This is a genomic window from Mesorhizobium sp. B2-4-1, from assembly GCF_006442185.1.
In the GTDB taxonomy this organism is placed as follows: Bacteria; Pseudomonadota; Alphaproteobacteria; order Rhizobiales; family Rhizobiaceae; genus Mesorhizobium.
The window spans coordinates 1-18,126 of sequence record NZ_VFVN01000010.1; the positions used below are offsets into that span (position 1 = coordinate 1).

Below are 18,126 nucleotides of genomic sequence, written 5' to 3' on the forward strand. Positions count from 1 at the left end.
GACTTGGTTTTCGCTATCGACGACATCGCCCGTCTCTTCGTCAACATAGGCAGCCTTGACGGGCAATCCATCTTTCCGATTCAAAATCTTGAAGTGGATTTTCGATGCCTCACTGGTTGCACCCACAAGCTTCACTCCGCACGACACGGACCCGACTTTCAGAAACCCTTTCCAAACTGCTCGTGGGGCCGCCATGCAGTCCTCCTGTCGCGCCGATCCTCGGCACAAACGTCAGCCAGATCGTTATGTTCCGCCCGCCTGACTTGGATTGCCGCCGGCGACTGTGCCTGGGTTGAGTGGGCCTGATCCAACGACACATGCTCCAAGGAAATGAGGCGCTCATGCCACCGCGGATTGAACGTCAGGCCAACGCACGATTTGGACCAGAAACTCGATTGCGATCGTACGCGATAAAAAAATCCTGCCTCACAACAAAATCCAGCTTGGAACCTTCTGAAATCGCCAAGGTTCGGACAGAAAGGCCCCGAACGGATACACGAACATGGCACGCTTCTTTTTTGATCTTACTGAAAATGGAAACGTTACTGAAGACAACGAGGGGAGCGAACTTCCCGATACGGAGACCGCTACAGATGAAGCTGTAAAGGCTTTGACCGAAATAGCGAGAGAGACACTCCCCCATGACGGCAATGAGTGCGAACTCGCTTTCATCATACGCGACGAGGAGCGACCAATAGCAGAGGCAGTTATACGGTTCGAACTTCGCCCGCTTTAAAGCGCTCCCCGGGCTGAAATCCATCGATCTGGCGACGCTCTCGGCAGGCGATCCTTGTCTGGTCGGAGAGTGTCCTGAAGCGCTCCATGTTGTTTCGGATTGCACAACTGCATCAGCCTCCACTACCATCAGAACCTCCCGTTTCGCTAGCGACTCCTCATCCGCGTATCCTATCGCGGCCTTCGACCGGCAAGTCGCCAGGCCCATTTGCGGCGTTGACCGTCTCGCTTACCGAACACCTCTGATAGGTATGTCTCATTGGGTGAGCCATTCGTGATGAAGGTCCGTCAGCGCTCCTGAGGCTGCATGGATCGAAACGCCAACCGACCAGTTAAGTGGGTCAGGTGCAGACACGGAGAGAGCTATGCGCCCAAACACCTCAGGCAATGACATGGGATCCGCCACCCCAACCACACCACCCGCGGACGGCCTCGCTCCTGCCTTGGCCCGCAACATCGAAGCAATCGTTCAACGACGGAAGCGCGATGCGAACGCTGCCACTGCGGAGCAACGCGCCGCGGGAGCAATTAGCCAGTTCGCAGGCAGCATGATGTTCGTCTATATCCATCTTGTTTTCTTTGGGGGCTGGATCGTCCTCAATATCAAGCCCGTCGGCTTTGTTCAGCCTTGGGACCCATCCTTGGTTATCCTGGCGATGATTGCATCCGTGGAGGCGATCTTTTTGTCCACGTTCGTGCTCATCAACCAGAACCGGATGGCCGCTGAGGACGATGCGAGAGCAGACCTCGATCTTCAGGTCAGCCTGCTCAACGAACACGAGACGACCAAGCTCATCAAGATGGTCGAGGAGATTGCCAAGCGCATGAATGTTGCCACGGAAGCGGACGATGAATTGAAGGAACTGAAGCGCGACGTGGCACCTGAAGCTGTTCTCGACAAGATTATGGAGGCAGAGGAGTAGAGGAGGTGTCGCCAGTATCTCACCGTGTCGATGAACGCTCGTTTGCTGTCAGCAGGGCTGGCGGGTACAAAGTAGCCGCAGACAAAGACGATCCCTTCGCACACTTGCCCCCTCCGACATGGCTCCCTGCGTCGCAGCCGCTATACCTGGCACGACATGTGTCTCGTCGGATCCATTCGGTATTCCACACTGCACCTTTATCAGCGGCCTCCCTTCGCCGCTGCCATTGCCGGCAGAAGCTGGCATTGGTCGAATTCGATCTGGCTTACATCAGCGGCCAGATCGTCGACCATCAGAAGACTGTGCAACTCCTTGAATGGGAGATCGGCTCCGGCCAGGATCCGGATGTCCAGCATTTCGCCTCCGATATTCTGCCGGCCGTACTGGAGCATCTGCAAATAGCGCGGGATATCCGCAGCAAGCTGGTGAACCCGGCATTGGCCGATGCCTCGGGCCAGAGCAAGAAGTGACCGTCGCGTCGGCGGTTAATCCGCGCGTCGACAGCCCTCTGGCCGAGCCTGCCATAGTCCGGGCGGAACCATCCTCTCCGCTCGCGGTTTGGGCAGGCAACCCAAGGGAGACCTTCATGACACAATCGCGCGATTGGTTGATACAATGGCTGAGGGACGCTCACGCTATGGAGGAGCAGGCGGAGACGATGCTCTCCGGGCAACTGTCACGCCTCGAGAGCTATCCGGAGCTCGGCGACCGCATCCGTCAGCACCTCGACGAGACGCGACAGCAGGCCTCACGCCTCAAAAGCTGTCTTGACCGGATCGGAGAGGGATCCTCCGCGATGAAAGACGCAGGCGGCAAGCTCACCGCCATGGCCCAGTCGATCAGCGGCGTGTTTGCCGGCGACGAGGTGATGAAGGGCTCGCTCGCCAGCTATACTTCGAGCATATGGAGATTGCCTCCTACATGATGCTCATCGCCGCGGCCCACGCCGAAGGGGAGGCCGAGGTGGCGCGTGTCTGTGAGCAGAATCTGCGCGAAGAGGAAGCGATGGCGGATTGGCTCAAGAGCCACCTCGCCGAGACGACGCAGATGTTCCTGTCTCGCGCCGCGGCCGACAGCGATGCCGCAAAACGGTGACGCCCAAATGGCGCGGGCGGACTTTTTTTCTGGCGATCGGGTCCGCGGGCGGCTCTTGCGCCGGCCGCTGGGTCTTAGGTCGCAGCTAAGAGCCCGCTTCTCCTCCCACAAGAGCGGACTCTTGTCTCGAGTTTATGATCGGCCGCGGATTCGTCAGGGCACGGGTGGGGCAACATGAAGCGACTTCTGTCAGATCTCGCCGCAATGGCTGAGCCCGGCTTCTGGATCGCCCTGGGGCTTTTGGCGCTGCCTTACGCAAGTGGGCGTATTCGTCCTCATTAAGACATGCCGGTGCCTCTGATCGCTCAGGCTTCCAGCCGCCCATGCGCGGACCTTAATACACCATCGTTGAGAGCACTTTCGGGTCTCACTGTCATGATCGCAAAGGGCCCACGTGACCGACGAGGTGGGGATGCATCGACCGATGAAGTTGCAGGACGCGTGTTGAGCAATCCGCTCGGTGTTATTGCGGGGTTGCTCCCATTCTTGCGCGTGGCGCACCATATTAGCCATTTGACGGGCGCAGATGCCGGTTTGCGAGGACTCGCCCACCAAGAGGCTCTAGAGTTGCGAGTGTAGTCTGCTGGCAAGCCAGTCCGATATTTTTTCGGTCAGGGGGCGCGCTTCCCATTCGCCCAAACTGATCTGCCTTGATCGCGCAAGATCCTGGCTGAACAGGTCGATCTGCGTTTTGGCAAAATCTCGGCCGTAGACATTCAGCGTGGCTTCGTCGTTCAGTCGCAAAGAGCGCTCGTCCAGGTTGGCAGAGCCAAAGCTCGTCCAGACGTCGTCGACGATCAGGAGTTTGGGATGATACATCGTTGGCTGGAACTCGAAGATCCGGACCCCAGCTTTGAGCAAGTCGCCCCAGAAGTACCGCGAGCCCTTTCGGACCAGGGGCACGTCTGTGAGCCAGTTGGGCACGATCACGTCGACTGCTACCCCTCGTTTCCTGGCGTCCAAGATCTGCTGCAGGGCAATATCGTCAGGCACGAAATAGGCCATTCCGATGCGAAGATGATCCCTGGCGGCAGCGATCGCCGCCAGCATCATCAGTTCCATGTTCTCCGAGCCATTTGGCTGCGATGACAGGATCAGCTGAGCGCTAAGCGACCCCGCAGATTCGGGGGGTGGGTAGAACTTCTCACCTTGCAATGTCTCGCCGGCCGCCTCCAACCAGTTTTCCGCGAATGCCGCCTGGAAGGCAGACACTGCGGGTCCTTTGACTTGATAGTGCGTGTCGCGCCACTCATCTGGGTTGCGGGCGTTTCCGAGCCAGTTGTCGGCAATACCGACGCCGCCGGTGAACGCGACCAGCCCGTCGACGATGAGCAGCTTGCGATGGGTCCGGTTGTTTACACGATCCAACGTATACCAATGAATAGGTCTATAGCGCTGGAACCGCACGCCGGCGCTTGTCATGATCTCGATCAGGTCTTCATCGAACGGCAGGCTGCCGACCCAGTCAACGAGCACACGGACCTCGACACCCTCCCGGGCTTTGGTTGCCAACGCGGTCGCGAACTCATAACCGACGACCCCCGACCAATAGATATAGGTCTCGAAATCAATTGTAGACCGAGCCGCATGGATTGCCTGCAGCATTGAAGGAAAGATCTCATCTCCGTTGACAAGGGTTTGTACCGCGTTTGAATCGAACAGCTGTCCTTGTGAATAACTGCTCATGCTCCTTGCAAATTCGGGATCCGACGCGTCGAATCGGTGCGGGACAAGCGTTCGCAAAATGCGTGGCTCTGGTGCCAAGTTTATGCTCAGCAGAGTGATCAGGCTGGCGATGACGGCAACGGCCACGTATTTGAGGCTCTTAAGCAGCCTTCCCCGGTTTACGCCAAACCTCACTGGGTCCGCACCCGCCCGTAGCGCCGCGAGTCCGCATGGCACATCTCAATCGCCCTGCTGTTTACGAGTGCGATGCTTTTCGATTTCCTCTGGTTCCTCATCATCGATTCTGGTGATGTTCGATGCCGAGCTATTCGTTCGCAACATCTCATCCAGCTTGGCATGGATCGCCTGCGTGTCGCGATGTTCTGCGCGTTGAATGAACAGTGTCATGGCCCAGGTGAACAGGGTCGCCGCGCCGTGCCAGTTCAAACTCGCCCTGTCGAGAAATAGCCAAAGGGCCGCGTAAGCCAGCAGCACCAGGAATGCTGCCGGCCGAGAGGTCAACGTGCCAATTGAGGTGAGCACGCTCGTGATCGGGCGATTTGCCATCATCAAGAACTTTCGACTGCAACGCGGGTTCCCATTCTTGGCCCAAGCTCTACAAACGTGCTTGAAGGTTTTGCCGCAAGCTGATCCGACATCTTGGGTGGCCACAGTTTAGGACGAAGCCGGAACTTGGTGACATGGTCGGATGCGGCGGCGTGAAGGTGTCGCTCCACGGCAAGATATGAAGCCTTCTTCATGTGTGGCGGAACCTTCGGCGTCGTGCAGCTTTACGTTCTTTAGGTGGAGATCATGAGGGGAGATGCAGCTTGTCTTCGCCGGCGTGGGTGGTGTGCAGCACGCGGGCGAGCGCTCGGTGACGCCACTGTGATGTCCGTGCGAAAAAAATGAATCGCTAGCTTGCCGCCTTCGACCCCGCAGACAGTCGTACCATCATATTGGTCCGACACTCGGCGATTCTCGGAACGTGACTACTTCCAAGTGATGGGGTGAGGTATGGGACGCGATACTACCTGACCTGAGCTTTTGAGCCCGCTTGACATTAAGGAGGTAACCGCTTGCCAGGTGAGATGATACTGCCGAACAGATCAGGTTTCGATTTATCCGTGTTGTTCAAGGTGCTGGAGCGACGGGACGATCTCACGGTCCAAGACCGGGCAGTACTTCAGGACGGCCCCTGGCGCGTGCGTGATTACGAAGTCGACGACGAAATCGTCGTGGAGCACTCCGAACCCAAGGAGAGCTGCGTTATCGTCTCGGGGATCACGGGAAGAAATGTCACCTTCGCCGACGGCAGGCGCCAGATAACGGCCCTCCACATTCCAGGCGACTTCGTTGACCTGCATGCATTCCTGTTGCACGTTATGGACCACAACGTCGTTGCTTTGGCGCCAACTCGCATGGCGTTCATCGGGCATGATACGCTGCATCGGATCACTGAGACCCACCAGCATCTGTTCCGCGTGCTGACAACGGTATTGGCGGTGGATGCCGCCATTCAGAGGGTTTGGATCGCGTGCCTCGGGCGCCGGTCCGCAGAGGCCCACCTGGCGCACATCATTTGCGAGATGTTCCTGCGTATGGAGGTCGTCGGCTTGACCCGGGAATGGTCATTCGAATTTCCTGTCACGCAAAGCATGCTGGCGGATACGGTGGGGCTGTCGGTTGTCCACCTCAATCGGACGCTTATGGCATTGCGCCGTGCTGGCCTTATCACCTGGCAGCGTAAGGTCGTGACCATCACGAACTGGGATCGCTTGGTGCGAGCCGCCGAGTTCGACGCGACTTATCTCAATCTTCGCAAAGAGCCGCGATAGAGACTTTTACTCGCGTGCTTCGTCACCTCCCAGCAGCAATGATGGCCCAAGCAATGGCGCACGGCACGCTCGGCTTGAGAGGCAGGTGGAGGACCCCAACGGGCAAATTGCCGACGCACTCCTCATCCACCTCGGCCCGTGCACAATCGTGCTGACGGATAGTGCTTCGGCCGCACGGCAGGCGATTTTCTTCAGGCTCCTCTGCTGCAATTGAACCTATCCGGGCGGCCCTCAAGCACGCGATCCGCGGTGTTCATGCACCTTGGGCTAAGGGATCTGATGCGTCTGGCGCCGATTAAAGCGGTCGGTTTGGAACTTTTCATTCCCACAAACGTTCGAAGGGGCTTGTGGGAGACGGGGTGCCAAATGAAGCAAGGGATTCTTCCTGCTCAAGTCGACGAGGTAGCCTCTCTCTCGGAGGTTCCCGATCCGATACTCACCAATGAGTTTGAGGATTTCTTCGAGAATGCCGCCATCGCACTTCACTTCGTCGGGAAGGATGGCACCATCCTGCGTGCCAATCGCGCAGAATTGCAAATGTTGGGATTCACGGCCGACGAATATGTAGGCCGCAACATTCGCGATTTCCACGCAGATCAGGTTGCTATTGGAGACATATTGGACCGCCTGTCCCGGCGGGAGGAACTTAAAAACCACCGCGCCCGGCTGCGTGCCAAAGATGGCTCGACCCGCTGGGTAGAGATAACCTCCAACGTTCGCGCATTGGGTGACCGCTTGCTCAATACCCGCTGCATCACCATCGATGTGACTGAAACGGTCAAGGCGCAGGAGCTTATCCGCGAACAGGAGCGGCGCCTTGCCATCACCTATGAGAACGCTGCCGCTGGTATTGTGGAAGCAAACGCCGAAGGCCAACTGCTGCGGGTAAATTCCCATCTGTGTGACCTTTTGGGATACACGCAGGATGAGCTGATTGGACGATCCATTTTTGACCGCACCTTTCCCGCCGATGCTGAAGCAGATCGCGAGCAGTATCGACGGCAAGTGGCTGGCGAGATCGACAGCTACACACTTGAAAAGCGATTTGTTCGCAAGAATGGATCAGTTTTTTGGGCTGTTGTGAATTCGTCGAGCGTTCATGACTGCGACGGGTCATTTCGATACGCTGTACGTGTCCAGCACGATATCAGCGAGCGCAAGCGGGTTGAGGCGGCGCTTGCCAAACGTGCCGAGGAACAGGGTGCGATACATCGATTCACCGAAATGCTGCAGCATGCGCGCACGCAAGAGGATGTGTATGCGCCGGCGCTCGATGCAATCCAACGTGCGCTCCAATGCCAGCGTGCTTCGATATTGCTGTTGGATAAAAACGGGCGCATGAAGTTTGTGGCTTGGCGTGGCCTGTCCGACACTTACCGCGTAGCGGTGGAAGGACACTCGCCTTGGTCAGCGGAGAGCCAAGATCCGCAGCCGATCTGTGTCGACGATGCACAGCAAGCGGATTTGCCGGAAGAATTGAAACAAGCGATCCGGACTGAGGGCATTGGTGCGGTCTACTTCATTCCGATCACACAAGGTGGACGGCTTCTGGGCAAATTCATGGCCTACTTCGACCAGCCTCAAGAGCACTCGGAACAGCAGATTGAAACGGGTCGGACCATCGCTCGTCAGCTCGGTTTCGGTATCGAACGCATAAAGGGCGAAATTGCTGCTCAAAGGCTGGCAGCAATCGTGGAGTCTTCCCATGACGCGATCGTCAGCAAGGATTTGAATGGGATCATTTTGACATGGAATCGCGGGGCTGAGCGGCTGTTCGGCTATTCGGCCTCGGAAGTGCTCGGCAAGTCCATCACGATCATCATCCCTCCGGATCGGCTGGGGGAGGAGCCGCTCATCCTGGGTCGGATACGCAATGGCGAAATTGTCGATCATTTCGAAACAATCCGGCGCCGCAAGGATGGGTCGCTAGTCGACATTTCTCTGACAATATCGCCTGTCCGAGACGCAGCGGGCCGTATCGTGGGCGCCTCCAAAATTGCCCGGGACATAACCGAGCAGAAAGTCGCGGAGGCAAAGGTGCGCGACAGTGAACGTCACCTTCAGGATTTGCTCGCCGCCATCCCTGCAGCAATCTACACAACCGATCAGCAGGGCAAGATCACCTATTTCAATGAGGCAGCGGTCGAACTCGCCGGCCGCACGCCGGTGATCGGCAGTGATGAATGGTGCGTCACCTGGAAGCTCTATTGGCCAGATGGAACGCCACTTCCTCACGACCAGTGTCCAATGGCTGTTTCCCTTCGTGAAGGGCGGCCGGTCCGGGGAGTTGAGGCGATTGCCGAGCGGCCGGACGGCACGCGGATTCCATTCATTCCCTATCCGACGCCGATGCGGGATGCAGCTGGAGCAATTGTCGGCGGCATCAACATGCTGGTCGACGTCAGCGAGCGCAAGCAAGCTGAGACACAACAGCGGATCCTGCTTAACGAACTCAACCATCGCGTTAAGAACAACATGATGATGTTGAAGTCCTTGCTTTCGGTAGCGGCCAGGACCAGTCAAAATTCGGAGGCTCGCAAGACGCTCGACGAGGCGAGCAAGCGAGTGGCAACCATGGCTGCGGCTCAACGTGTTCTCTACGACACCCCAGACGCATCCAATTTCAGCGCGCCACTTTTTCTCGGGGCCATTTGCGAAACGACAAAGCAGGTGTTTCCAGCGAACGTCCAACTCATTTGCGACGCCGATCCCATCCAGTTGCCCAACGATATCGCGATGCCGCTTGCGCTCATACTCAATGAGCTTTTGGTCAATGCCGTCAAACATGGATCTGCGGGCAAGGCAAGCATCATTCGGGTTGGGATCAAGCAGCACGGTCAAAAGCAGGTATTGACGGTAGAGGATGAAGGTTCAGGTTTCGATCTGAGGGCGGTGCGTCCTTCCTCGTCAGGTTTGCGATTGGTTGAGGGGTTGGCGCGACAGATTGGTGGGATTTTCGAAGTTGAGCGAGATCCGTCTCGTTGCATCGTGATTTTTTCTCAGGCTCCCGGGGAGAACGGCTTTGACCTTAAAAACGGCAATGTTTGAGACAGGCCGAACGGGGGAGTCGAACCAGCCATTCAGACCTCAGTTGGTTTTCTCCAGAGATGATGGGATTGGAGCAGAAGCGAGAATTTCCGGCAAACCATGCATCATGATCGTCGAAGACGACTACCTCATAGCCCTCGATGTCGAGGCTAGTCTTAGCGATGCCGGTTTCGTGTTGGCTGGGATAGCCAGCACAGCCGAGGAGGCGATCATAATTGCGCGCTCGGCTCAGCCTGCGATTGCCCTGATGGATATCCGCTTGCTTGGCAAGCGGGACGGAATTGACGCAGCGTTGGAACTCTACCGGGACTTCGGCATACGGTGCATCTTCGCAACCGCGCACGCTGACCGCGACGTAAAGCTTCGAGCCGAAGCGGCAAGACCACTCGGCTGGGTTCAGAAACCCTACTCTACGGCGATGCTCATCGAAGCCATCCAAAACGGTTTGCAGGAGCTCGACAACAAAGGCTGAGCGTCACAGCCGGCAGCCAGTGCTGGCGAAGCCCTGGCTTTGAATTAACGGACGTAATCTTCGTTGCTATCGCGAATTGGTACGCTCCAAGCTGGCCGGCTGATCGATTGCGACTGTACGCATACAGACCACCGGATCCATTTTGCCTGGGCCTGACAACCCAGGAGGCCTGGTATCAGGCCAATAGCATGGGCCTGCAATCATACCGGGTTTGGTTAGATACCATAGTGCCGACAAATCTCTCCGTCACTTCGACCGAAGTCCGGCTTCGGGCCGTGGCCATGGAACTGCCGAAGGGCATCGGCACACCACGGCAGCGCGATTGGCTACTCGGAGTATGTCGCAGGGATTTCCGATGTGAGCTTCTTCGGCGAAGCCGCCAAACGCTGTCTCGACATCGTGCACGCAAACACGCCCGCATGGAAGGACACCTTACGATGGACGTCGCAGAGTGGGTTAGCCAATCTCCCGACCGTCAATATCGGCCCGTGGTGGCGCGACTACCATAGATCGCTGGAGAGGCTGCACACCGGCTATGCGCGTTCGATGTCCTGCCCGTCTCTCGGCGATGTCTGCTCCAGGACTGCTCGCCCTCTTCCTGACCGCTTTCCAGACGCATGCGAAGGTGCTCCCGCTGCCCGACCTGAACGTCGCGGACCGTCAGTCGGAAAGGACCGACGCATCCGGCTCGGCTGCTAGCCGAGCGTGCGAATCGGAACCAAAGTTTGAGGAGCAAGTTTGGCCGTGAACGCCGAAGTTTGGCACAACCATCCAAGGAAGGAGAAGCCGATGAAAGCGCAATGCGGGCCGGCGGCAGTTTGCCGCTGCTTTGGTTTTGTTGAGCTTGCCGGCGATGGCCCAGACGAGCGGGACACCGGACCTTAAGCTGCCAACGCAGCAGTCTGGATCCACGCCGCCCCCCGGCCCCACCGGACATATCGACGACCAGACGCGTGAAATGATGCGCCAGATGATAGACGAGATGTTGCAGGAAAAGCTGCAGGGAGATGGCGGTCCCGAAGGAGGACCTCCGCACCGCAAAGGTTGGCACCGGGACATCGCACAAGGGCCTCGCGAGGCGGGCAGGATATCTCGAAAGGCTGATCGCATGGGGCCCCGCATGATGTACTTTGCCCGTATGCAAATAATGTTTGCGATAATGGACGCCGACGGCGATGGAGCCCTTTCGCACAGCGAGATCCAGGATGTGATCGGGCGGATATTTGACGCCGTCGACGAGAACGGCGATGGCAGGATTGACCTCGAGGAGATTCAATCCTTCTGACAGGGTCGTGGAGGTGGAGACATGCAGTAGCGCCCAAAGGGGCGCCTGGCTCCTGTTCCTGGCCGCCATACTCGCCCGACCTCAACCCGATCGAGATGGCCTACTCAAAACTCAAGGCGCACCTGCGAAAGAAGGCGGCCAGAACCTTCGACACGCTTTGCGAGGCTCTCGGCGATATCTGCCACCTGTTCGAGCCAGCCGAATGCAGAAACTTCTTCAAAGCGGCCGGATATGAGGCCGATTAATCGCGACACGCTTGAGGCAGAAAAATTGCGCGGGCGCCAAAGCTGTCCGGTCTCGGCCCGCCAAGTCCCGGGAACATGGCCGCGAAGAGGACCATTTGTTCACCTGGCCTGCGGCGGGAGGTGGCCACGCGGCCTGCGACAGCTCTCTTTTGGCATGAGAAGCCCGGTCACAGGTGCTTGAACCGCGAGCGGCAAGGACGGCTGATCAGGCGATGAGGCGGAGAGATTCGGACGTTCCCCTCAATCCGCCATGCCGGCCTCATGGGGTACTATTGCGTCGAGGATTGCGTTGTACAAACTGACGGTATCTCCCTCGATTTCTGTGCTGCTGATGCCAGCCGCTTTCGCATCCGAAACAAGTTTCTGGGTGAGTTGGGCAACCGAGCTGACATCCGCCCCGACTGTTTGCGGGATGTTGCTTGATATCCATTTGTGGAGGAAGTTGGTTCCACGCGTGCTCATCGAGAGAACAACCACCAGATGAACAGCGCGCAAGCCCCAACCACAACCGCTGAGACCGCTGTCAAAATGCCCCTGCCGTTCTCCCAGCCGGGCGGCGGCGGAGCCACCCTCTTTTCAGGCTTGGTTCGATCGTCCATTCCGCAACAAGCTGCGGAGAGATCTTAGGTTCCGCTAATCCTGTTTCGTGGAAAATAACTTGCCATGGCTGCCACATATTCAATTTTTCACTCCAGCGAAAGAACCGCCTTTTTCAGCCTTCGGCTCCGACCTGCAGGAGGTGCTAAGGCCGGGTCAGTGAGAACAGCACGCCTGGCGATTTGCTCGCGTCGGCATACCGGCGATTTCTGGCCGCGAACCGCGTATTGCTTGAACACCTGACGTCCCTAGTTGCGGTCTCTCAAAAACCTCGCCTCCCGCAGCAATGAATTCCAATCGGGGCCGATGAGCTTGATCAGGTCACGCGCCTGGCGTTCCGAGATGCCGACTTCTTTAGCCAGCCGCCGAGCAAGAAGCCGCATGCCCTCGTCTTCGCGTTCGCTGCCGTCATCTTCCATCGAACCTCCTACGGCCGAACGTGGCAGCGCTGGTTTGGTTTCGCCAGGCAAAAAAAACCGCCGGCCGGAGCAAGCGAGCGGATTGTATTGACGAATTTGGGCCGCCCTTCTTGACGAGACGCATCACCGCCACAGAACTACCAAATGACTTCAAGGATCGACGCAACTCGCGACCTAATGCTTTCGGATACCGCCGACCTAGTTGCTGCTGCAAGTGCGGCCCGGGAACTCTATGGCCCAGACGCGGCAACGGCAGTGGTCTACTGCGCCATGGAAGCACATTTCGCTGGGCGGACGGCCGATTTTCTTTTCTGGTTTGATGTTTTTCGCGACCTGATTAAGCCCAAAGCTCAATGAAGCGGCGTGAATAAAGGGCGAGGTAGGAGGCCGTTTGACCGCGCGTCCTGGCCGCCTGGAATCCGTTTGGAGAACGGCAAGGACATACTCCTGGAACTGATTGGGAATGGCCGAAGGAGCCGCGCTCGCTGGCAGCGAAGGCATCCCCCGATGAGAAGTAGCGCGGCCAACACGAAGCTCTATCGCCGCGCATCACCCGACCTGACGCCAGAACATGGACGGCGTGCCATCGATGCCCGCGGATTAACTATCGAACTACGCGGATTATTGTCGGATCAGAAGCAATGACCGCCAGAACCTGCTCGTTGCAAAAGAGGCGAAAGGCTGCCGCCTACGCAAACTGAGGAGCCCTGCAATCTGGTCGACGCCGATTACATCACGGCGCAAGCGGGGTGGCGCGAACCCGCACACTCGGATGCGGCTAGAGTTCCGGGTTTTCGGCAATTTGCTGGCGGATATCGGGAAAGGCATTGACAAGGGCCCAGCGTCCCCGTCTGGAGATGCCAGAAGCTCTTTTATAGACGCGGGTGGACGCCCGCATTGCCACAGCCCGGCCCTGTTCAGCCTGTCGTGGGTCCACTGAGGAAAACCGCCACCCGCGCTGGATCTGGTGATCCCAATTGCCGGCAAACTGGTCGATAGGGTTAAAGCTATGGCGCAGCATTGTTGGATATCGCCCGCCGATTTAACCCGGGCCGCGTCTGACACTTAGCTGACTGCGCGCAGGCGCCGAGACCGAACAAAGAGTTGTAGTCCCTCGGAATCCAACGCATGGCCGAAGGCATGGCCTTGCAGTATGTCGCAGCCCAAATCTCCAAGCATCCGTGCGTGCTGCATCGTCTCGACACCTTCTGCTATAATCTCGATACCCAGGGACTTGCCGATCTCAATGATCGACGACACAACCTGCCTTCGTTGCGGAGATTTGACGATTGGAATGATCAGCTGCCGATCTATTTTCAACCGGCGGGGCTGTAGCTTGAGCAGGCTGACTATAGAGGCATAGCCCGTGCCGAAATCATCTATCTCTATATCGATGCCGAGTTCCTTTATTTGATTGACGTTCCATGCAACCAAATCATCGCTGCCATCCAGGAAAATAGACTCAACAAGCTCGAACGAAACCGTTCCCTTTTTGATATCTAATTTTCTTAAGCTCTTTATGAGTTCTTCGTCATGAAGACGTCGCGCGGAAACGTTGACCGATACCCGTGGTATATGGAGATTTGCATTGGACCACTTTGCAAAATCTGAAAGTGATTGATTCAGTATGGATCGATCGATCATCGAGACGACATTTAACTCGTCGGCAATCCTTAGGAAGGCATCCGGCGCTAAAATTCCCCGCTTTGGGTGTCTCCATCGCGCAAGCGCCTCGACGCCGACGATTTCGAGGGTTTTTGCATTAAATTGAGGCTGGTAGAAGGCTATGAACTCATTGCGCTCCAGGCCGCCGAGAACTTCGTCGGCAATCCGCTTCGTGTCGACGATCTCGCTTTGCATCACCTCGGTGAAGAAATCATATCGGTTGCGCCCACGCGTCTTTGCCTGGTAAAGCGCGATGTCGGCATTCACCAGCAGATGCTTGCCTTCGATGTCATTGTCGTTCTCGACTGCAATCCCCACGCTAGCACCAAAGCGGCAGCGGTGGCCGTGGTAGTAAACAGGTTCGCTCATCTTGCTGATGATGTCGTCAGCCAGCAGCCCCAGTTGCTTAGTATGCTGCACAGTGCACAGGACCACGAATTCGTCGCCGCCAATACGAGCGACGAAGCCGCCCTCCCCTACCTTGGATCGCAGCACGGTAGATGCGTGAACCAGCATCGCGTCACCCGCGGCGTGGCCAAGTGTATCATTGATGTGCTTGAACCGATCGAGGTCGATGTGAAGCAGGCCCACATGACCGCAGTCTCGCCTAGCTTTTGCTACGAAGTCTTTCAGTACCTGGTCGAGGTAACGACGGTTGGGCAAACCCGTCAGAGAGTCGTGAAGTGCGATATGCTCTATGCGCGCCTTGGCAGACTCGAGTTCTGCATTTTTCGTCTCCGACAGCTGTTTTGCGCGAACCAGGTCGCTGTTGAGCAGGACGTCGGCCGTTACATCCCATTCCGCGCCAATCATCTTGGGCGTCTCGTTTGGGGCTTGGTATATGGTGGCCTTGGATCGGACGTAACGAATTTCACCACCTGGACGGACAATCCGGTACTCCGACGAATATGTTCCGCCGCTGGCCACAGCACTGTTGAAATCTGCGTTGGCGCGGGCCAGATCCAGGGGGTGAATTGCGCCCGCCCAATCCGAATAGCCGCGAGGACCTCCATCGCTGGGCTTGCCATATATTTCGTTCACGCGATCATCCCACGACAGGTCATTGGTCGCGAGATCATGTTCCCAAACGCCAATGGCTGACGCCTCCAGAGCAAGTTCTAGGCGTCGGGACAATCGACGCAGTTCCGTATAATTGCGCTGCCTTTCACTAAGCAGCCGACCTGCTACCAGGAATGGGATCAGGATCAGCGCCCCGGCCGCGGCCATGATGGTACGCAAGAGCCAAGCGTTGCTGGGGGTCGAAGGCCAGCCGTTTTTGGGGACGGCTGCGATCTGCCACGAACCGGACGGAAGCAGAACTTCGGCCGTCACCGGATTGCTTTTGCGGATGTCTGCAGAGCCAAAAAATTGAACTCCGCTTGGGCCAAGGGCATCTTTCCCTATGAGCGCGATATCAATCCCGAGATCATCGTCAAACAGGCCGCTCGCCTTGTAAAGGCGCTGCACATCGACGACCGCGGATATGATGCCCCAAAATCTTTCACTGTTGCCCGCACTCGACACGAAAACCGGAAAACGGCCGATGAAGCCCTGGCCTCCTTGCTTCAGGTCGACGGGGCCGGCAAGAATCAACTTGCGCTCGTCTCGCGCCCTTAGCGCGGCCTTGCGTTGCCAATCATCCTTGCGGTAGTCGAGGCCCATCGCCTTCTCGTTGCCCTTCAGCGGATACAACAAGGAAACGACCAGATCGGGCGCGCCGGCAATGTTGTTCAATTGTGAGTTTTCGCTGAACAGGTTTCTCGCGAGAGAAGCAAAGCGTTGCTGTCCCATATAGGGTTCCGTCACGACCGTCGCGACCAGTCCATGCACAAGTTGGAGGTTTCCGCTGATGTTACCTTCTAGCTTGGCGCGAATTAGATTTACCTTGACCAGGACATCCGCGCGGGCGGCTTGGTCCGAAACGATTTTGTTTTGATGGTCCGCATACGCTGCGCTGATGGCAATAACCAAGACCGCCATGGCGGCCGGAATATTCACCGAAGAAAAAACGGCATCCTTCATCCCGCCGAACCTAGCGCCGAAAAGGGGCAATGGGGTCGAACTCCCTGTGTGGTTCCGGTGTTCGGATGGACTCGTGCTACAATACTAGCGTTGATTGCTTAATTTTAGACTTCACACTTCTGAAAACTTTGCACTTCCGACGGTGATGTCATCTCGGGTCGACGCCGGTCCCCTCGACGTTTTCACGCTGCCGACGACACCGATGACAACACTGATATTGATGGGAATCGTCGACAAGCGACTTCGTCACCTGCCCTGACCGCAATCAGAGAAGACAGGCGAAACGGCTACAAACGGCACGAACCTGGGCTGCTGCCAACCCCTTACAAGCCGCGCTACACGGCGCGGCTGGCCTATACGCAAGATTTAGAAACGGCTACGCTCAAGCTGAGGGCGTTCGCCTAGCAAACCAGATCGCCGTCGAAAGCCCGACCAGCCGGTGCTCGGCAGGCGGGTGCCTTCGACTGCGCGTCGTAGCAAGAGCCCTGTGCTCGGAAAGAATCCTGACCGCAGGCGACAGTCGTTTAAGCGGGATCATACCGTCACATGGATTTAGGAGCAGCGAGATATGGGATCATACCGACGCTCCGCTTCGTCGCGCCGATGGAATAGGCCATCGGAATCCTGGGAGAGTTCTTTGGCAAGCCGTACATATTCTTGCCGGCCCTCACCGCAAATGAAAAGTGCTGCCACGAAACCGTGTCATGCTCATTCAGAAAATCGAGCGTGAGCCCAGCTGAAATCAGGGCGTTCACGACATCGCTGATGGGATGAATCCACTCATAGTAGCGAGGATGCTTCAAGCGCCGGTCGTCGCCGGTATAGGTAAGTTCCTCGTTCCAGGCGAGCGGCTGAGCTATGGGCGTTCGCCAGTCGTGCTTCAACTCGAGTGCCGCGGCCTTGCGATCACACTGGAACATTAACGGATGGCCCTCAGCCATATAGAGCCGACCGCCGGGTCGCAGGAGATCGGCAACCACTCGCGCCCACCGGCCCACGTCGTCGAGCCAGTTTACCGAACCCCAAGTCACGTAAGCGACGTCAAAGGCCCGGCCAAGCGCTTCGACTGCCTCGAATAGCGGCGCTTCCACGAAGCGCACATCAGTGCCTGCCTTGGAAGCGAAATCCCGCGCAGCGGCGATGGCAGTCGGTGAAAAGTCGAGGCCGGTCACGCTGCGCGCGCCGAGATTTTTCAAGCTGATCGTGTCGAGCCCAATGTGACATTGTAGATGGATGATATCCTTGCCGACAATATTACCGAGCTCGCTCGTCTCAAGCTCATAGAGATTGGATCCCCCTGCCAGCACGTTTTCGATCTGGTAGCTGCCCGTTGTGTCAGTCGAATGCAGTTCGGCCCGATCATCCCAATTAAGGCGGTTCGTACCCAGAAACGATTCCACACCCCCTCCGATCGTCAGCGCTTGCTGATGCTTGGTAAACAAATGCTTAATATCTTTGCAGCGAAAGGGCCGTGCGTCAATCTGAGGTCGGCGGACGATGTGCCAGTTCGCGAAGCCTATAATCGCGGAGACAGCGGCGGGGTCTGAGGGAAGGTGTAGGTTGCTCGAACTGAGTTGATGATGATACAAAAGCAGGCAGTTGCCGACCGCTCGCCTGGCAGTAGTTCTGCAAGCTCGGAAGAGAGCGCCAGCTGCATGCTTAACGAGGGAACAGTTTCCGCTCGTCTGCGACGACCCGCGCGGACCTGATCGGATCGGGTCGGTTTGCCTCATCAACAGCCCATCTGAGTGCCCCTCATGCCAACGAGCATCACATGATCGATTTCGGCAAGTCGGCAACGGAAGTGCTCGGATCTGAACGGGCAGCGTAGGCACGGTTCTCGCCGCCCGTCGATCAGCCCACGCTACCAGAGCTCCAACGGCGATCGCGGTTTACAGCATCGTTAACTCGCCATCGACCACGTATTGCCTGCCGGTCACATCTGCAGCAGCATCCGACAGCAGGAACCACGCGAAGGCTGCGGTCTTCGCCTTCTGGGTGGGCCGAGAAAGTCGGCAGCATCCCCGGAACTTGCACTCAGCATGTCGTCTCGGGAACACGAACCCCGGTTCCGCAACGCGAGCCCAGTTCGTCCCCGCGGCTACCAACCTCTACCC

The 18,126-nt window shown here is 57.4% G+C and carries 16 protein-coding genes and 2 pseudogenes; 10 read left to right on the plus strand and 8 right to left on the minus strand.

The features are described from left to right. The coding region (locus FJ949_RS22995) for a Ku protein (protein WP_348642177.1) at positions 1 to 195 on the minus strand (195 nt) is incomplete at its 3' end. Between the two features lie 307 nt (positions 196 to 502). Between FJ949_RS22995 and FJ949_RS23000 the strand changes: the two genes are divergently transcribed. The 4 genes and pseudogenes from FJ949_RS23000 to FJ949_RS23015 all read left to right on the plus strand — a co-directional run bounded on the left by FJ949_RS23000 (position 503) and on the right by FJ949_RS23015 (position 2,753). After that, positions 503 to 736: a hypothetical protein gene (locus FJ949_RS23000; RefSeq protein WP_140499472.1), complete on the plus strand. Its 234-nt coding sequence runs from the start codon at positions 503 to 505 to the stop codon at positions 734 to 736. 364 nt (positions 737 to 1,100) lie between these two features. Continuing rightward, positions 1,101 to 1,658, plus strand: a complete 558-nt coding sequence (locus FJ949_RS23005) for a DUF1003 domain-containing protein (protein ID WP_140499474.1) — start codon at positions 1,101 to 1,103, stop codon at positions 1,656 to 1,658. Between the two features lie 245 nt (positions 1,659 to 1,903). Next, complete coding sequence (locus FJ949_RS30810; RefSeq protein ID WP_246680025.1) at positions 1,904 to 2,128, plus strand: DUF4142 domain-containing protein; 225 nt, start codon at positions 1,904 to 1,906, stop codon at positions 2,126 to 2,128. A 116-nt stretch (positions 2,129 to 2,244) separates the two neighbouring features. Continuing rightward, a pseudogene (locus tag FJ949_RS23015) lies at positions 2,245 to 2,753 on the plus strand (DUF892 family protein). A 561-nt stretch (positions 2,754 to 3,314) separates the two neighbouring features. Here FJ949_RS23015 and FJ949_RS23020 read toward each other — a convergent pair. Together FJ949_RS23020 and FJ949_RS23025 are read right to left on the minus strand one after the other, a co-directional pair. After that, positions 3,315 to 4,565, minus strand: coding sequence for a phospholipase D-like domain-containing protein (locus tag FJ949_RS23020; RefSeq protein WP_246680026.1), 1,251 nt, complete (start codon positions 4,563 to 4,565; stop codon positions 3,315 to 3,317). A 93-nt stretch (positions 4,566 to 4,658) separates the two neighbouring features. Continuing rightward, positions 4,659 to 4,985 carry a low affinity iron permease family protein gene (locus FJ949_RS23025; RefSeq protein WP_140499798.1) on the minus strand — a complete coding sequence of 109 codons (327 nt, stop codon included), beginning with the start codon at positions 4,983 to 4,985 and terminating at the stop codon, positions 4,659 to 4,661. A gap of 512 nt (positions 4,986 to 5,497) precedes the next feature. Between FJ949_RS23025 and FJ949_RS23030 the strand changes: the two genes are divergently transcribed. The 5 genes and pseudogenes from FJ949_RS23030 to FJ949_RS23050 all read left to right on the plus strand — a co-directional run. Next, entirely contained in the window at positions 5,498 to 6,256 is a 759-nt protein-coding gene (locus FJ949_RS23030; RefSeq protein ID WP_224646613.1) for a Crp/Fnr family transcriptional regulator, read from the plus strand. Between the two features lie 366 nt (positions 6,257 to 6,622). Next, positions 6,623 to 9,304: a PAS domain S-box protein gene (locus FJ949_RS23035; protein WP_140499480.1), complete on the plus strand. Its 2,682-nt coding sequence runs from the start codon at positions 6,623 to 6,625 to the stop codon at positions 9,302 to 9,304. Positions 9,305 to 9,410: 106 nt separating this feature from the next. Continuing rightward, positions 9,411 to 9,776, plus strand: a complete 366-nt coding sequence (locus FJ949_RS23040; RefSeq protein ID WP_210239475.1) for a response regulator — start codon at positions 9,411 to 9,413, stop codon at positions 9,774 to 9,776. 853 nt (positions 9,777 to 10,629) lie between these two features. After that, a complete protein-coding gene (locus FJ949_RS23045; RefSeq protein WP_140499482.1) occupies positions 10,630 to 11,061 on the plus strand; it encodes an EF-hand domain-containing protein in 432 nt (143 codons plus the stop codon). A 62-nt stretch (positions 11,062 to 11,123) separates the two neighbouring features. After that, positions 11,124 to 11,306: pseudogene (locus FJ949_RS23050) on the plus strand (transposase); the annotation flags it as partial. A 240-nt stretch (positions 11,307 to 11,546) separates the two neighbouring features. On the opposite strand, the gene FJ949_RS23055 reads toward FJ949_RS23050, so the two are convergent. Then, positions 11,547 to 11,768, minus strand: coding sequence for a DUF768 domain-containing protein (locus tag FJ949_RS23055; RefSeq protein WP_140499484.1), 222 nt, complete (start codon positions 11,766 to 11,768; stop codon positions 11,547 to 11,549). 383 nt (positions 11,769 to 12,151) lie between these two features. Further along, positions 12,152 to 12,322 carry a hypothetical protein gene (locus tag FJ949_RS30420; protein WP_181165432.1) on the minus strand — a complete coding sequence of 57 codons (171 nt, stop codon included), beginning with the start codon at positions 12,320 to 12,322 and terminating at the stop codon, positions 12,152 to 12,154. A 144-nt stretch (positions 12,323 to 12,466) separates the two neighbouring features. On the opposite strand from FJ949_RS30420, the gene FJ949_RS23060 reads away from it, so the two are divergent. Next, on the plus strand, positions 12,467 to 12,679 hold the full coding sequence (locus tag FJ949_RS23060; RefSeq protein ID WP_224646616.1) for a hypothetical protein: 213 nt from the start codon (positions 12,467 to 12,469) through the stop codon (positions 12,677 to 12,679). 421 nt (positions 12,680 to 13,100) lie between these two features. Here the strand turns inward: FJ949_RS23060 and FJ949_RS23065 are convergent, their stop codons facing one another. The 3 genes from FJ949_RS23065 to FJ949_RS23075 all read right to left on the minus strand — a co-directional run bounded on the left by FJ949_RS23065 (position 13,101) and on the right by FJ949_RS23075 (position 17,451). Next, the gene (locus FJ949_RS23065; RefSeq protein ID WP_140499486.1) at positions 13,101 to 13,343 is read right to left on the minus strand and encodes a hypothetical protein; all 243 of its coding nucleotides are present in this window, start codon (positions 13,341 to 13,343) and stop codon (positions 13,101 to 13,103) included. A gap of 44 nt (positions 13,344 to 13,387) precedes the next feature. Continuing rightward, complete coding sequence (locus FJ949_RS23070; protein ID WP_224646625.1) at positions 13,388 to 16,009, minus strand: EAL domain-containing protein; 2,622 nt, start codon at positions 16,007 to 16,009, stop codon at positions 13,388 to 13,390. Positions 16,010 to 16,551: 542 nt separating this feature from the next. Next, a complete protein-coding gene (locus FJ949_RS23075) occupies positions 16,552 to 17,451 on the minus strand; it encodes a class I SAM-dependent methyltransferase (RefSeq protein ID WP_224646627.1) in 900 nt (299 codons plus the stop codon). Between the last annotated feature and the right edge of the window lie 675 nt (positions 17,452 to 18,126).

Bases quoted from the DNA above. Each gene is read 5' to 3' on its own strand.
- FJ949_RS23000 (WP_140499472.1), top strand. From the start codon at position 503: ATGGCACGCTTCTTTTTTGATCTTACTGAAAATGGAAACGTTACTGAA.
- FJ949_RS23005 (WP_140499474.1), top strand. From the start codon at position 1,101: ATGCGCCCAAACACCTCAGGCAATGACATGGGATCCGCCACCCCAACC.
- FJ949_RS23025 (WP_140499798.1), bottom strand. From the start codon at position 4,985: ATGGCAAATCGCCCGATCACGAGCGTGCTCACCTCAATTGGCACGTTG.
- FJ949_RS23035 (WP_140499480.1), top strand. From the start codon at position 6,623: ATGAAGCAAGGGATTCTTCCTGCTCAAGTCGACGAGGTAGCCTCTCTC.
- FJ949_RS23040 (WP_210239475.1), top strand. From the start codon at position 9,411: ATGATCGTCGAAGACGACTACCTCATAGCCCTCGATGTCGAGGCTAGT.
- FJ949_RS23045 (WP_140499482.1), top strand. From the start codon at position 10,630: ATGGCCCAGACGAGCGGGACACCGGACCTTAAGCTGCCAACGCAGCAG.
- FJ949_RS23055 (WP_140499484.1), bottom strand. From the start codon at position 11,768: ATGAGCACGCGTGGAACCAACTTCCTCCACAAATGGATATCAAGCAAC.
- FJ949_RS30420 (WP_181165432.1), bottom strand. From the start codon at position 12,322: ATGGAAGATGACGGCAGCGAACGCGAAGACGAGGGCATGCGGCTTCTT.
- FJ949_RS23060 (WP_224646616.1), top strand. From the start codon at position 12,467: ATGACTTCAAGGATCGACGCAACTCGCGACCTAATGCTTTCGGATACC.
- FJ949_RS23065 (WP_140499486.1), bottom strand. From the start codon at position 13,343: ATGCTGCGCCATAGCTTTAACCCTATCGACCAGTTTGCCGGCAATTGG.
- FJ949_RS23070 (WP_224646625.1), bottom strand. From the start codon at position 16,009: ATGAAGGATGCCGTTTTTTCTTCGGTGAATATTCCGGCCGCCATGGCG.